The sequence below is a fragment of the Pseudomonas sp. AA-38 genome, from assembly GCF_029457475.1.
GTDB lineage: Bacteria > Pseudomonadota > Gammaproteobacteria > Pseudomonadales > Pseudomonadaceae > Aquipseudomonas.
Genome location: NZ_CP120359.1, coordinates 4,809,533 through 4,823,480 on the forward strand (window position 1 = coordinate 4,809,533; position 13,948 = coordinate 4,823,480).

At 65.4% G+C, this 13,948-nt stretch carries 12 protein-coding genes; 5 read left to right on the forward strand and 7 right to left on the reverse strand.

What is annotated here, in order from left to right:
- The first annotated feature begins 152 nt into the window (after positions 1 to 152).
- The 3 genes from PVE35_RS22090 to PVE35_RS22100 all read left to right on the forward strand — a co-directional run bounded on the left by PVE35_RS22090 (position 153) and on the right by PVE35_RS22100 (position 3,212).
- Positions 153 to 1,712, forward strand: coding sequence for an acyl CoA:acetate/3-ketoacid CoA transferase (locus PVE35_RS22090; RefSeq protein WP_277372982.1), 1,560 nt, complete (start codon positions 153 to 155; stop codon positions 1,710 to 1,712).
- Positions 1,713 to 1,891: 179 nt separating this feature from the next.
- Positions 1,892 to 2,449, forward strand: a complete 558-nt coding sequence (locus PVE35_RS22095; protein WP_277372983.1) for an NADPH-dependent FMN reductase — start codon at positions 1,892 to 1,894, stop codon at positions 2,447 to 2,449.
- A 97-nt stretch (positions 2,450 to 2,546) separates the two neighbouring features.
- A complete protein-coding gene (locus PVE35_RS22100; RefSeq protein ID WP_277372984.1) occupies positions 2,547 to 3,212 on the forward strand; it encodes a hypothetical protein in 666 nt (221 codons plus the stop codon).
- Positions 3,213 to 3,246: 34 nt separating this feature from the next.
- On the opposite strand, the gene PVE35_RS22105 is transcribed toward PVE35_RS22100, so the two are convergent.
- From PVE35_RS22105 to PVE35_RS22115, 3 genes are read right to left on the reverse strand one after another with little or no spacing between them, the layout of a single operon-like run.
- Complete coding sequence (locus tag PVE35_RS22105) at positions 3,247 to 3,951, reverse strand: type 1 glutamine amidotransferase (protein WP_277372985.1); 705 nt, start codon at positions 3,949 to 3,951, stop codon at positions 3,247 to 3,249.
- Positions 3,951 to 5,093 (reverse strand): aminotransferase class III-fold pyridoxal phosphate-dependent enzyme, encoded by a 1,143-nt coding sequence (locus PVE35_RS22110; RefSeq protein WP_277372986.1) that lies wholly within the window; start codon positions 5,091 to 5,093, stop codon positions 3,951 to 3,953. The genes PVE35_RS22105 and PVE35_RS22110 overlap by 1 nt, the downstream gene beginning before the upstream one ends.
- Positions 5,086 to 5,805 carry an MOSC domain-containing protein gene (locus PVE35_RS22115; RefSeq protein WP_277372987.1) on the reverse strand — a complete coding sequence of 240 codons (720 nt, stop codon included), beginning with the start codon at positions 5,803 to 5,805 and terminating at the stop codon, positions 5,086 to 5,088. Before PVE35_RS22115 ends, PVE35_RS22110 begins: the two co-directional genes overlap by 8 nt.
- Before the next feature lie 102 nt (positions 5,806 to 5,907).
- Here PVE35_RS22115 and PVE35_RS22120 point away from each other — a divergent pair, with 102 nt between their 5' ends.
- On the forward strand, positions 5,908 to 6,795 hold the full coding sequence (locus tag PVE35_RS22120; protein ID WP_277372988.1) for a LysR substrate-binding domain-containing protein: 888 nt from the start codon (positions 5,908 to 5,910) through the stop codon (positions 6,793 to 6,795).
- Between the two features lie 802 nt (positions 6,796 to 7,597).
- Positions 7,598 to 8,257, forward strand: a complete 660-nt coding sequence (locus tag PVE35_RS22125; RefSeq protein ID WP_277372989.1) for an endonuclease — start codon at positions 7,598 to 7,600, stop codon at positions 8,255 to 8,257.
- Between the two features lie 94 nt (positions 8,258 to 8,351).
- Here PVE35_RS22125 and hutC read toward each other — a convergent pair whose 3' ends face one another.
- From hutC to PVE35_RS22145, 4 genes are all read right to left on the reverse strand, one after another.
- Positions 8,352 to 9,062, reverse strand: coding sequence for a histidine utilization repressor (hutC, locus tag PVE35_RS22130; protein ID WP_268179233.1), 711 nt, complete (start codon positions 9,060 to 9,062; stop codon positions 8,352 to 8,354).
- A 128-nt stretch (positions 9,063 to 9,190) separates the two neighbouring features.
- Positions 9,191 to 10,726 carry a histidine ammonia-lyase gene (hutH, locus tag PVE35_RS22135; RefSeq protein WP_277372990.1) on the reverse strand — a complete coding sequence of 512 codons (1,536 nt, stop codon included), beginning with the start codon at positions 10,724 to 10,726 and terminating at the stop codon, positions 9,191 to 9,193.
- Positions 10,727 to 10,839: 113 nt separating this feature from the next.
- On the reverse strand, positions 10,840 to 12,501 hold the full coding sequence (gene hutU / locus PVE35_RS22140; RefSeq protein ID WP_277372991.1) for a urocanate hydratase: 1,662 nt from the start codon (positions 12,499 to 12,501) through the stop codon (positions 10,840 to 10,842).
- Between the two features lie 38 nt (positions 12,502 to 12,539).
- Positions 12,540 to 13,865 (reverse strand): YjiH family protein, encoded by a 1,326-nt coding sequence (locus PVE35_RS22145; protein ID WP_277372992.1) that lies wholly within the window; start codon positions 13,863 to 13,865, stop codon positions 12,540 to 12,542.
- Positions 13,866 to 13,948: the final 83 nt, after the last annotated feature.

Consider the following 13,948-nt stretch of genomic DNA (forward strand, 5'->3'; position numbering starts at 1 on the left):
CTCGGTCATACGGCGTTGCGCTCAGACTCGGATTGCTCATGTACATCAGTACACTGCGCATCCTCGCCTGAACGCGCCTTGCCTGACCTTCGCTCGCTACGCTTTGACGCGCCCTGTACCGAACTCTGTTCAATCGCTTTCGAGTACCCGCAATGAGCAAGATCATGACCGCCGCCGAAGCCGTGGCGCGCATCCCGGACAACGCCAACCTGGCCACTGGCGGCTTCGTCGGCATCGGCTTCGCCGAGCAGATCGCCATCGCCCTGGAGCAGCGCTTCATGGCTGAACAGGCGCCGCGCGATCTGACCCTGGTGTATGCCGCCGGCCAAGGCGACGGCAAGGGTCGCGGCCTCAATCATCTGGCCCACGAAGGCTTGGTGCGCCGGGTGATCGGCGGCCACTGGGGCCTGGTACCGGGGTTGCAGAAACTGGCGGTGGATAACCGCATCGAGGCCTACAACCTGCCGCAGGGGGTGATCTCCCAACTGTTTCGCGATATCGCCGCCGGCAAGCCGGGGCAGTTGTCGCGCGTCGGCCTGGGCACCTATGTCGACCCGCGCCATGGCGGCGGCAAGCTCAACGAACGCACCCGCGTCGATCTGGTGCGGCTGATGCCCATCGATGGCGAGGATTACCTGTTCTACCCAACCTTCCCGATCAACGTCGGCATCGTTCGCGCCACCAGCGCCGACCCTGACGGCAACCTCAGCTTCGAGCGCGAGGCGCTGACCATCGAGAGCCTGGCCATCGCTATGGCCGCGCGCAATAGCGGCGGCCTGGTGATCGCCCAGGTCGAGCGCATCGTCGAGCGCGGCTCGCTGAATGCGCGCCAGGTGAAGATCCCCGGCATCCTGGTGGATTGCGTGGTGGTGGCCGAGCCGGCCAATCACCAGCAGACCTTCGCCACCGCCTACAACCCTGCCTTCGCCGCCGAGACCCGCGTACCGGTGGACAGCCTGGCCCCGATGCCGCTGGACGTGCGCAAGCTGATCGCCCGCCGCGCCGCGCTGGAGTTGCAAGCCGGCGCGGTGGTCAACCTCGGCATCGGCATGCCCGAAGGCGTCGCCGCAGTCGCCGCCGAAGAAGGCGTGATCGAGCGCCTGACCCTGACCGCCGAGCCTGGCGTGATCGGCGGCGTGCCAGCCTCGGGCCTGGACTTCGGCGCGGCGAGCAATCACAGCGCCCTGCTCGACCAGCCTTACCAGTTCGACTTCTACGACGGCGGCGGCCTGGATATCGCCTTCCTCGGCCTGGCCCAGGCCGATGCGGCGGGCAACCTCAACGTATCGAAATTCGGCTCGCGCCTGGCCGGCGCCGGTGGCTTTATCAATATCAGCCAGAACGCCAAGCAGGTGGTGTTCGTCGGCACCTTCAGCGCCGGCGCGCAGGATATCCGCATCGAGCACGGTCAGTTGTGTATCGTCCAGGACGGCGACTTGCGCAAGTTCGTCACCGAAGTGGAACACCGCACCTTCGCCGGGCGTCTGGCCGCCGAACGTGGCCAGCCGGTGCTCTACGTCACCGAACGTTGCGTGCTGCGTCTGACCGGCGAAGGGCTGGAACTGATCGAAGTGGCGCCGGGCGTGGACATCGAGCGCGACATCCTCGCGCGCATGGACTTCGCCCCCCTCGTGCGTGAGCCGAAGCTGATGGAAGCGCGGCTGTTCAAGCCAGAGCTCATCGGCCTGGCGCGGTGCCTGCAAAGCCTTTGAGCGTGAACTTGCGGGCCTGAACGGGCCCGCTTTTTTGTATCTACCGATGCGACGGAGGCTAGCGAGCGGAGCTCGCTCGGACGCATCCAGCGCCCTGATGATGCCCATGCCCGGCACCTGCGGAAACATCCGGGGTCTATAGTGATTGTTCCTTCCCCACCACAGCCTCTGGAGTAAACATGAGCAAGACCTACAACGTCGCCGTACTGGTTGGCAGTCTGCGCAAGGCCTCCATCAACCGCAAGCTGGCACTGGCGCTGGCCGACCTGGCGCCCGCCTCGCTGAAGCTGGAACTCCTCGAGATCGGCGACCTGCCGCTGTACAACGAAGATGCCGACGGCGACAACGCACCGGCGACCTACGCGCCCTTTCGCAGCAAGCTCAAGGCGGCCGATGCGGTGCTGTTCGTCACCCCCGAGTACAACCGTTCGATTCCCGGGGCGATGAAGAACGCCATCGACGTGGGCTCGCGTCCCTACGGCCAGAGCGGTTTCAGCGGCAAGCCGGGCGCCGTGCTCAGCGCCTCGCCTGGTGCCATCGGTGGCTTCGGTGCCAACCACCATCTGCGTCAGTGCCTGGTGTTCCTCGACGTGCATGTGTTGCAGCAACCGGAGGCCTATCTCGGCGGTGCCGGCAATTTCTTCGATGATGACGGCAAGCTCAGCGACGATATCAAACCCTTCCTGCAGAAATTCATCGACGCCTATGCGGCGTGGGTGGCCAAGCACCTCGGTTAAGCCAGGATCAGGCACTGCTCAGCACAAGGCAGCGAGCAGTGCCTGAATCATCCCGAATAGCCTAAGCAGGCCTATTTCACTCAGAGAATGACGCGATATGGAAGTCCATTTTGAACTAACCCCGGAGGACGTTCAGACACTGATCGACGAGACCGTCGATGCTCGGGTGAAACGCAACGGCACATACTTCACTGCATTAACCGACTGGCAAGGACGTTACCTGGCCAGGCTGCTCATGGGCTTGGGCCTGCTCGGCGCAGCACTGTCGCCCTGGCTGCTATATGGCCGCTATACGGTGGAGAGCATCATTGCTCTGGTGCTCGTATTACCATTGGCGTTCATCATCCTGCGGCGTTACAGCACTGACCTCGTAGCGTTCTGCCAAAAAAGAGGCCAGGAACGGGAACAGCGTATCCGTCTGCGCAGCCATACTTCTCTGAGTGCCAGCATGCGCAAACGGATGGAACATGCTCGTACCACGTTGCCAGGCGTGCATACCTGGCACATCACCCCCGACACGCTGCAGATCGTATTGCCCAATGGGCAACAGAGCGTGATTCCCAGACGTCCTCTCGTTCACTTAAGCCAGACAGCCAGCTTTTATCGCCTGGCCACTCGGGCTCAAAAGTTGATGGGCGTTGCCTATGTGCTGCCCAAGCAAAGTCGCGTGATGGATACCGACGATTATGAACAAGGAGTCGCCATGCTTCTGGAACGCTACATGCCAGACGCAGATAAGGATAGAAAAACGCCCCGACGGTAGAACGGGGCGCTGCGACAGACTCGCAAAAGGGTGTTCAGGTCATATGGGCGTGGGCACCCGAGAGGTAATCGAGCAGGCGGAACAGGGTGGCGTTGGTCGATGCGGCATGTGGCGCGCCGTCACGAATGCTGGCGCGATCCTGCACCTCGCCCGGCAGAGCGAGATCGGCAGACGCCCGCGGCAGGCGCTCATCGAGACTCTCGGCATCGCTTTCTAGCTGGCAGAGCAAACCGATGGCGCGTTCCTGCCAGACGAAGCCCTGCAAGGCCGCAGCCGTAGAGCCGTACAGGGCGATCGCGCCGTGCGGCAGGCTGCAACTTTCACGCTGCCAGTGCAGCGCCAGCAGACGCTGCGGCAGCATGCGGCCAAGGGGCGACTGGCGCGATTGCGGGTCCTTTTCCAATTGCCACCAGCCGATTAGCGCTGCCTGCGGGCCACCTGCGATGCGTGCGCCCAAGGCTTCGGCCAGGAGCAAGGCGCCCAAGCCGCTGCCGAACACCCGCTTGCGCGCCATCAGCGACTGGTGAATCAGGCACTTCTCTGCACCCATCCAGCCGTGCTGGCGTTCGTCATGTACGCTCAACGAGCCGTCGAGCAACAGCAGCAGCTCGAAATCCTCCAGGCTCGGCAAGGGCTCACCGGCGAAAACCCGGTGCCAGCTAACCTGGTGCCCGCCAAGCCACTGTTGCATTGCCGCAGGGCCTACACCCGCACTGTGCTGAATCACCGCAATACGCATCAGGCCACCTCCTCGCAGCGCTGCTCGCCCCGCTGCAATGCCCGGCCCAGTCGGCGCAGCATTTCCTCGACGTTGCCATGGCTCACCGTCAGGGCCGGCGACAGGCATAGGCAGTCACTACGTGCAACGCCGATCAACAACCCCTGTTCACATGCGGCACGCTGCACCGAACGCGCCGACACCCCGATCAGGGGCAAGCCAAGCAACAGGCCGTGACCACGCAGCGAGCCATGGCCATGACGCCGAGACAATCGCGCCAGGCCTTCGCGCAAATGCTCGCTGACGTCGCGCACCTGGCTGAAGAAACTGCCTTCGAGCACAGCGCCGAGCACCGCAACACCGGCGGCTGTCAGCAACGCTTCGGCTGGATAGACGGGCAGCAAGGCCGCAGACGCCTCGGCGATCCGCCCACGGGCCAGCACGGCGGCCAGGGGCAGGCCGCCGCCGAGCGCGCCGCCAAGGGTCAACAGGTCGGCGCGCACGCCGTACAGCTCCTCGGCCAGCAGCGCGCCACAACGCCCCATACCGCTGCCAGTCTCGTCGAGGATCAATACGGCGCCCTGCTCGCGGCAGAGCCGCTGCGCGCCTTGCAGGTATTCCAGAGTCGCCGGTACCACGCCAGCAGCCTGTTGCACCGGTTCGAGCAATACGGCGGCGCAATGCAGATCGACCACGGCGACCAGGGCGTCGAGATCGTTGAACGGCACCCGCACTACCCGCTTCGCCCCCGGCTGAGGCGATAAGCCGAGGTGGCTGCCATCGAGCAACACCAGGGTATCGGCCGCGGGTTTCTGTTCTGCCGCCGTCTGCAAGGCCAGGCGTACGGCCAGCGCATTGGCCTGCGCGGCGTCGCTGCAGAACGCTGCCTGCTCGCTACCCGTGGCCTGGCATAGGCGTGAGGCAAGCTTGAGCTGCCCCCGGCTGCACTGCTCGCGCCCAAGGCCGATCAATTGCTCGGCCTGACGGCGCAGAGCATCCAGCAGCAGGGTCGGGCTGTGGCCCAGGCTGTTGCCTCCCTGCGCCTGGTCGAAATCCAGATAGGCGCGCCCGTCGGCGTCCCACAGCCAGGAGCCCTGCCCGCGCACGAACAGAGGTGCAGCGTGCTCGCCCATCAGTTGCAGCCGTGCCATGCCATCACGCATAACGACGCTCCACCTCGGCGACCGCCCCCTCCAGCGGCAGGCCGAGCAGACGCGCCGACCAGCTTTCCAGACGGCCGCTGCGCAAACGTTGCGCGGCGATTTCACGCCAGCGCGCCGATAGCGCCGGGCATAGCTGCAACTGCTGCAGGCCGGCTCGCTCCATGGGCGAGTGATAGAAATGCTGCAGCGCCCGCGCCACGCTCAGGCTGGGATAGCGGCGCTGCACCAGCTCGAATGGCAGCTCGACACTGACGAAGCCCGGCTTGAGTACGCGATAGAACCAGCCGCAGCGACCACTGTCCTGAACCACCTGGGCCAGTTCCGGGTGCAGCCCCTCACGGTTGAGGCGATAGCAAGGCGAGCGTGGCTGGCTGACCTGCAGCAGCACCTCGCCCCACCGAAACACATCGCCAATGCACACCTGTGCCTCGGTCAGCCCCTGGCTGGAGAGGTTCTCGCCGAAGCTCGGCCGTGACCAGTCCAGCTGCGGGTAAAGCGCTTGCCAGTGCTCATAGTGCTCCGCCGGGTAGTGGTGCAGGGCGCGCTCGGGGCCGCCGTGGAAGCGGGCGTCGCCCTGCTCGTCCTGGCCGAGGCCCTGCGGCCACAACCACAGGCGATGATCGACCCGTTGCTTGCGTTGCGCGACACTGAGCCCACCGCCAATTTCTTCGGATTTCCCTATGAATACACCTTGAATCTCGACCTGCTTCACCGACCGCTCCGGCCTTATCGGCTGTTGATCATGCCGCTAGACTAAGGAGCTTCGGGCAATTTTGACATTTCGATTTCCCTGCTTGATTCATAACGGAATCTTATGGATTTTCGTCAACTTCGCTATTTCGTCGCGCTCTATGAGGAGGGCCATGTCGGCCGTGCTGCCGAGCGCCTGAGCATTTCCCAACCGGCACTGTCACAACAGATCCGCCAGCTAGAAGGCGATCTGGATGTCGGCCTGTTCCAGCGCAGCGGCAGGCGCCTGCTGCCCACACTGGCCGCACACACCCTGTACAACCACGCCGTACCGTTGCTCGATGGCATGGAGCGCGCGCGCGAGGCACTGCGCAGCTTCCGCGGACCGGGGCCACGCAGCCTGTCCATCGGTGTCCTGCAGACGGTCAACGCCAGCCTGGTGCCGCTACTGCTGGAACGCCTGCAGCAGGCCCAGCCGCAGCTAGTGGTCAAGCTCTACGAACTCTCGGGCGTGGACATCGAGCGGCGCCTGCTCAGCGGCGGCCTGGACATTGGCATCGGCTTCCTGCCGCCGCGTCAGCCGGGCTTGCATAGCCTGGCGCTGTACGAGGACGAGCTACAGCCGGTGGTGCCGGAGAACCATCCCCTGCGCGACTTCCGCAAGGTGTCGCTGAGCCAGGCAGCGGACCTGCCGATGCTGCTGCTGGGCGAGGAGTTTCGCATCCGCCAGATCTGGCAGGAGCAGCTCGCCCTGCTCGGCCGAAGGCCACACGTGCAGGCGGAGCTGAACCACATGAACGGCATTCTTGACAGCCTGCCGCACACCACCCTGGCCAGCGTGCTGCCCGGGCGCGCCAGGCAGATGCATGCCCACCACGGCCTGCTCTGGAAGCCCCTGAGCGAGCCACGCATCCCGCTACAGGTCGGCCTGGTGTATCGCGATGCACAGCGCCAGCAGGCGATGATCGACCTGCTGCGCAGCGCGCTCGACGGCGCCTGGGAAACGCCCTGAAGCGGGACCGATGCCGATATGGCCTGATCAGCGGCCTGCATGGCCTCGGCCTGAACGAACTGCTGGCCATCGCCGAAGCGCCCAAGGGCAGCCTTTACCACCACTTCCCCGGTGGCAAGACAGCGCTCGCCCTGGGGCCGGCCAAACGCTTCGCTCAGGTGCCTCCCCATCGTGGCGCTCAATACGCTGGACGACCTGTGGCTCCCGCCTCACGCGCTGCCTTCATGGCTGCCTACGTCAACGCGCCCTATCAGGCGCGCACGCTCGACTCCGAAGCCGAGGGCCTGGGCACTATCGGTCATAGGGGATATTTCCGCCCTGCGGCGCAGCAGCTATGGGACGAGCCCCTGGACTGGTTCGAGCGCTTGCGCCTCGAACAGCGAGCGGCTCGAAAGCAGGAGCCGGTGGAAAAGCGCCAGGCAGAAAAAAGAAAACCCCGCATTAGCGGGGCTCTGCAGACTGTTGTCCTGACGTCCTTGATCTGCTCACCGTCCTGGTGGCTGTCCAGTGTGTCCTTGATCGTCGATGCGCTTCCTGCGCCGAATCCATGGATGCACAGTACGCCCGTACCGCATCGCCTGAAAGCGGCGATCATCGCGACAACATGTAAGCCATGGCTTACATGCCCTCGAACCACGACGTCTTCACGATCGAGCCGTGACCCAGCCCGCAGCACGACGCTGCCATACCCTAGGATTGGCAATCGATGGGGCGCGTTTATTCCCTACAAGCCTCTTGCTAGACTGCCCGCGTCGTAGAACAACAACAGACCCCCGACCACGGCGGTCACCGAGGCTAGAGCATGCGCGTCGTCACCCTGCTTCTGAGTTGCCTGGCAACCTGCATCGGCACTGTCGTCCTGGCCGGCGGCCAGAATCAGCTAAGCGACCCCAAACAGGCCATCGCCCAGGCCTTCTGGAAAGATCTCTACGGCCAGGGCGGCAGCACCCTCTACTGCGGCAAGGCATTCACCGGTGAAGACGGCACCCTGGTCGCCAGCCCGATCTACAGCATCAAGCAGCTCAAGCGCGCAATGCGCTGCATCACCGAACGCCAATGCACCATCATGAATCCGCGCTATCCCTTCATCGAGGCGGATCTGCACAACCATTACCCGGCCCTCGCGCGGGTCGAGCTGAAGCGGCGCAACGCGCAATTCGCCGAACTGAGCGACGATGTACCGAGCACCTTCGCCGATATCGACTGCGATATGAAGACCAGCTACCAGTTGGTGGAGCCGCGCGACGAAGCCAAGGGCAATATCGCCCGGGCGATCTTCTACATGCATGTCGAGTACGACTTGCCCATCGTCGGCCTGGTGCCGATGTACAAGGCCTGGCACAGGCTGGATCCGCCGGATGCTGAAGAGAAAGCCCGCAACGACAGGATCGAGGCGCTGCAAGGAACGCGTAATCGCTTTATCGACGACCCGTCACTGGTGGATCGACTGATCGCCGATTGAGGTCTCGCTGCTTTCGATATCCCCGCCGCGTAGGGTGCGCTGTGCGCACCACCGGCAACCGAGGACGCGGTGCGCACGGCGCACCCTACAGCGGTTATCCCCGCCGCTTGTGCAGCGAACGCAGCTTGTAGCGCTCGCCGGGGTGGAGCAGCCGCGCGTAGCTGATCAGGTGATCGCCGGACCAGGTGCGACGAATCACGCTGAGACAGGGCATGGCCGGATCGATCTGCAGATGCTCGGCGGTTTGCGCATCCACCAGCACGGCCTCGACCACATGCTCGACGTCCGACATCGGGCTGCTGGCTACCAGCACCTCGTTGGGCGTGCGCTGGCTGAAGTCGGTTTGCAGGTAATCGGGCACCCAGCGCGGGTTGACGAAGCGATCCTCTAGCTGGATCGGCAGGCCGTCCTGCAGGTGCACCAGCACGCTGTGGAACACCTCGGTACCCAGGCGCACTCCCAGACGCAAGGCGACCTCATCGTCGGCGGCGATGGCTTCGCAGCGCAACACGCGGTTGCCGTAGGTGTGACCACGGCCGCGCACTTCGCTGGCGATGTTCATCACCTCGTGCAGCGGCGACTCGGCCTTGCGGTCAGTGACGAAGGTGCCCAGGCCGGCCTGGCGTATCAGGTAACCCTGCTGCACCAGATTCTGGATTGCCTTGTTGGCGGTCATGCGGCTGACGCCGAAGTCGCGCGCCAGTTGCTCCTCCGGCGGGATCTGATGATGGACCGGAAACGCGCCGCCCTGGATGCGATCCAGCAGGAATGCCTCGATGGCCTTGTAGCGCGGGGTGGTGGTCACGAAAGCTCCTTGGCAAGACCGAGTGCGCGGATGATAGCGGAGCTAAGCGCTCCGCTCCCAGCGCCGTAGCCCGGATGCAATCCGGGGCCTGAGTTTGAGGCTCCCGGATTGCATCCGGGCTACGCAGTTCAGCTCACGGACGGCAACATGCCGGCCGGCAGCAACGGCGTCAGCACCCGCTCGGCCAGCAGCTCGTCGGCGGCGGCGATATCCGGGGCGAAGAAGCGATCCTCGACATAGTACGGCACCTTGGCGCGCAGCGCCTGCCGGGCCTGTTCCAGTGCCGGCGTACTCTTCAGCCCTTCGCGGAAGTCCAGGCCCTGGCAGGCGCCCAGCCATTCCACGGCCAGCACGCCACGGGTGTTGGCGGCCATGTCCCACAGGCGCTTGCCGGCAGCCGGGGCCATGGACACATGGTCTTCCTGGTTGGCCGACGTCGGCAGGCTGTCGACGCTGTGCGGATGGGACAGTGCCTTGTTCTCGCTGGCCAGGGCCGCAGCGGTGACCTGGGCGATCATGAAGCCGGAGTTCACGCCGCCATTGGCCACCAGGAACGGCGGCAGTTGCGACATGTGCTTGTCCATCATCAGCGAGACGCGCCGCTCGGACAGCGAGCCGATCTCGGCGATGGCCAGGGCGATATTGTCGGCGGCCATGGCCACCGGCTCGGCGTGGAAGTTGCCACCAGAAATCACCTCGCCTTCGGCGGCGAACACCAGCGGGTTGTCCGACACCGCATTGGCCTCGACGCCGAGCACTTCGGCAGCCTGGCGCAACTGGGTCAGGCAAGCGCCCATGACCTGCGGCTGGCAGCGCAGCGAATACGGGTCCTGCACCTTGTCGCAGGCGGCGTGGGAACGGCCGATCTCGCTGCTGTCGCCGAGCAGGTGACGGAACGCAGCCGCCGCGTCGATCTGCCCGCGCTGACCACGGGCGGCATGAATGCGTGCATCGAAGGGCGAGCGCGAGCCGAGCAGCGCCTCGACGCTGAGCGCGCCGCAGACGCTGGCGGCGGCGTACAGGTCTTCGCCCTCGAACAAGCCGCGCAGGGCATAGGCAGTGGACACCTGAGTGCCGTTGAGCAGGGCCAGGCCCTCCTTGGCAGCCAGGGTCATCGGCTCCAGGCCGGCTATGGCCAGCGCCTCGCTGGCCGGCAGCCATTGACCCTTGTGCCGCGCCTGGCTTTCGCCGAGCAGCACCAGCGACATATGGGCCAGCGGCGCCAGGTCACCGGAGGCGCCGACCGAGCCTTTCAGCGGGATATGCGGGTAGACCTCGGCGTTGACCAGGGCGATCAGCGCCTCGATCACCTGGCGGCGAATGCCGGAGAAACCACGCGCCAGGCTGTTGATTTTGAGCAGCATGATCAGGCGCACCATGGCGTCATCCAGCGGCTCGCCGATGCCGGCGGCATGGGACAGCACCAGCGAACGCTGCAGCTTTTCCAGGTCGTCGTTGGCGATGCGGGTCGAGGCCAGCAGGCCGAAACCGGTGTTGATGCCGTAGGCGGTGCGGCCCTCGGCGATGATCTGGTTGACGCAGGCGACGCTGGCGTCGATGGCCTGGTGGGCGCTGGCGTCCAGGGTCAGATGCACGGGCGCCTGGTAGGCGGCGCGCAGGTCGGCCAGGGTCAGTTGGCCGGGTTTCAGGTTCAGGGTGGTCATGTTCTGTTCTTCCACGGGGTGAGTTCGCGCCTGGCGAATCAGAGCCGAATGATGGCTGAAATCGCGATACGTGTAGTGATTGATGGGCCGGCCCAGCGGGCCGGCGTCGAGCTTCAGCCGATCATCGGCAGGTTCAGACCTTGCTCCTTGGCGCAATCAATCGCGATCTGGTAACCGGCGTCGGCGTGACGCATCACGCCGGTGCCCGGGTCGTTGGTCAGCACGCGGGCAATGCGCGCGGCGGCTTCGTCGGTGCCATCGCAAACGATGACCATACCCGAATGCTGGGAGAAGCCCATGCCCACGCCACCGCCGTGGTGCAGCGACACCCAGGTCGCACCACTGGCGGTGTTGAGCAGGGCGTTGAGCAGCGGCCAGTCGGACACGGCATCGGAGCCATCCTGCATGGCCTCGGTCTCGCGGTTGGGACTGGCCACCGAGCCGCTGTCCAGATGGTCGCGGCCAATCACCACCGGCGCGCTCAGTTCACCGGAGCGCACCATTTCGTTGAAGGCCAGGCCGAGCTTGGCGCGTTGGCCCAGGCCAACCCAGCAGATACGCGCCGGCAGGCCCTGGAAGGCGATGCGCTCGCGGGCCATGTCCAGCCAGCGATGCAGGTGGGCGTCGTCCGGGATCAGTTCCTTGACCTTGGCGTCGGTCTTGTAGATGTCCTCGGGGTTGCCGGACAGCGCCGCCCAGCGGAACGGGCCGATGCCCCGGCAGAACAGCGGGCGGATGTAGGCTGGGACGAAACCGGGGAAGTCGAAGGCATTGCTCACGCCTTCTTCCTTGGCCATCTGGCGGATGTTGTTGCCGTAGTCGAAGGTCGGCACGCCCATCTTCTGGAAGTCGAGCATGGCCTGCACATGCACGGCCATGGACTGCTTGGCGGCCTTGACCACCGCTTGTGGGTCGGTCTGCGCGCGGTCGCGGTACTGCTCCCAGGTCCAGCCGATCGGCAGGTAGCCGTTGAGCGGGTCGTGGGCGCTGGTCTGGTCGGTGACCATGTCCGGGCGCACACCACGGCGTACCAGTTCCGGCAGTATCTCGGCGGCATTGCCCAGCAGGGCGACGGAGATGGCCTTGCCCTCTGCGGTGTACTTGGCGATGCGCGCCAGGGCGTCGTCCAGATCGGTGGCCTGCTCGTCGACGTAACGGCTGCGCAGGCGGAAGTCGATGCTGCTCTGCTGGCATTCGATATTCAGCGAGCAGGCGCCGGCCAGGGTGGCGGCCAGCGGCTGGGCACCGCCCATGCCGCCGAGGCCTGCGGTCAGCACCCAGCGGCCCTTGAGGTTGCCGGCGTAGTGCTGGCGACCGGCTTCGACGAAGGTTTCATAGGTGCCCTGGACGATGCCCTGGCTGCCAATGTAGATCCAGCTGCCGGCGGTCATCTGGCCGTACATGGCCAGGCCCTTGGCGTCGAGTTCGTTGAAGTGCTCCCAGCTCGCCCAGTGCGGCACCAGGTTGGAGTTGGCGATCAGCACGCGCGGCGCGTTGCTGTGGGTCTTGAACACGCCGACCGGCTTGCCGGACTGCACCAGCAGGGTCTCGTCGTCATTCAGGCTGGTCAGGCTCTCGACGATCTTGTCGTAGCACTCCCAGTTGCGCGCGGCGCGGCCGATACCGCCATACACCACCAGCTCCTTGGGGTTCTCGGCCACGTCCGGGTCGAGGTTGTTCATCAGCATGCGCAGCGGCGCTTCGGTCAGCCAGCTCTTGGCGGTGAGCGTGGTGCCGCGCGGGGCGCGGATTTCGGTGTCGCGGAACTTGGTCATGTTGCGGGCTCCTGTGGGAACGGGTCAGGGGTGGGTGGTCAGAGCCAACCCAAAAATTGCGCGAGGTAGGCCAGCGGGATGGCCAGCAGCAGGCTGAGCAGGGTGCGTTGCAGCCAGATCAGCAGCAGGTGGCCCAGGCTCAGGGGAATTCGCGTGGCCAGCACGCAGGGAATCGAGGCGGAGAGAAACAGCACGCTGCTGACCGAGACGATGGCGCTGACGAACTTCACCAGCACGTCGGCATCCTTGAGCAGCATTGCCGGCAGAAACATTTCCGCCAGCCCGGCGGAGATGGCGCGGGCTACCTGCATGGGTTCTTCCAGGCCGAACAGCCAGGTCAGCGGGTAAAGCAGCACGCCGAGCGCGTCGAACAGCGGCGTGTACTTGGCGGCAAGCAAGCCGAGCAGGCCGACGGCGAGAATGCTCGGCAGGATGGCGGCGGTCATGCGCAGGCCATCGACGAAGGTTTCGCGCAGCGCCGAGCCCAGAGATGGCGCCACGCTGGCCTGCTGCATGCCGGCGCGCCAGGCGCTGCCCAGGCGGCTTTCACCGGGTTGCAGCTGCGCCTCGGGCGTGGACTCGGACGGCAGGCGCGACAGCGGGTAGAGGCGCGCGCTGATCGCGGTGACGGCGAAGGTCACCGCCATGGCGCCCCAGAAATACAGGTTCCACTGGCCCATCAGGCCCAGGGTCTTGGCGATGATCACCATGAACGGCGCCGACACGGTGGAGAACCCGGTGGCGATGATCGCCGCCTCGCGCACGCTGTAGTGGCCCTGCTGGTACATGCGGTCGGTAATCAGCAGGCCCACCGAGTAGCTGCCGACGAAGGACGCCACGGCATCGATGGCCGACTTGCCCGGCGTGCGCCAGATCGGCCGCATCACTGGCTGCATCAGCACGCCGATCAGCTCCAGCAGGCCGAAGCCGATCAGGAACACCAGGGCCAGCGAACCCAGCGGCACGATCAGCGCTAGACTGAGCACCAGCTTGTCGAACAGGAACGGCAGCATGTCCGGCTGGTACAGCGCCTGCGGGCCGAGCTGCAGCAGGTAAACGGCGCCGATCAGCAGGCCAAACACCTTGAGCACGCTGAATACGCTGTGGGTCAGGCTACGCCGCCAGCTACCGTCGAGCCAGGGCGCCAGCGCGCCGTAGAGCATGAACAGCAGCGCCACGCCGATCACCAGTGGCCGCGCATGCAGCTGCAGGGCGCTGGCCGCGTGGTCGAGGAGGATGGTCGAGCGCCCGGCGATCTCGAACGGCACGAAGAACAGCAGCAGGCCAATCAGGCTGTAACCCAGCAAGCGCGCCAGGGCACGTGGGCGCGACACGCTGCCGCTCAATGGCAGGGATTCAGACATGACGCGGCTCCTGGCCGCGGCGGGCGGTGATGAACATCGGGGTTTCCTCGTAATTGTTGTTGTGCGGGAAGCGCGGTCCTTGC

Coding starts and splice junctions, on each gene's coding strand:
- hutH (WP_277372990.1), bottom strand. CDS start 10,726: ATGACCACCCTGAACCTGAAACCCGGCCAACTGACCCTGGCCGACCTG.
- PVE35_RS22100 (WP_277372984.1), top strand. CDS start 2,547: ATGGAAGTCCATTTTGAACTAACCCCGGAGGACGTTCAGACACTGATC.
- PVE35_RS22095 (WP_277372983.1), top strand. CDS start 1,892: ATGAGCAAGACCTACAACGTCGCCGTACTGGTTGGCAGTCTGCGCAAG.
- PVE35_RS22120 (WP_277372988.1), top strand. CDS start 5,908: ATGGATTTTCGTCAACTTCGCTATTTCGTCGCGCTCTATGAGGAGGGC.
- PVE35_RS22145 (WP_277372992.1), bottom strand. CDS start 13,865: ATGTCTGAATCCCTGCCATTGAGCGGCAGCGTGTCGCGCCCACGTGCC.
- PVE35_RS22125 (WP_277372989.1), top strand. CDS start 7,598: ATGCGCGTCGTCACCCTGCTTCTGAGTTGCCTGGCAACCTGCATCGGC.
- PVE35_RS22110 (WP_277372986.1), bottom strand. CDS start 5,093: ATGCGTGATGGCATGGCACGGCTGCAACTGATGGGCGAGCACGCTGCA.
- hutU (WP_277372991.1), bottom strand. CDS start 12,501: ATGACCAAGTTCCGCGACACCGAAATCCGCGCCCCGCGCGGCACCACG.
- PVE35_RS22105 (WP_277372985.1), bottom strand. CDS start 3,951: ATGCGTATTGCGGTGATTCAGCACAGTGCGGGTGTAGGCCCTGCGGCA.
- PVE35_RS22090 (WP_277372982.1), top strand. CDS start 153: ATGAGCAAGATCATGACCGCCGCCGAAGCCGTGGCGCGCATCCCGGAC.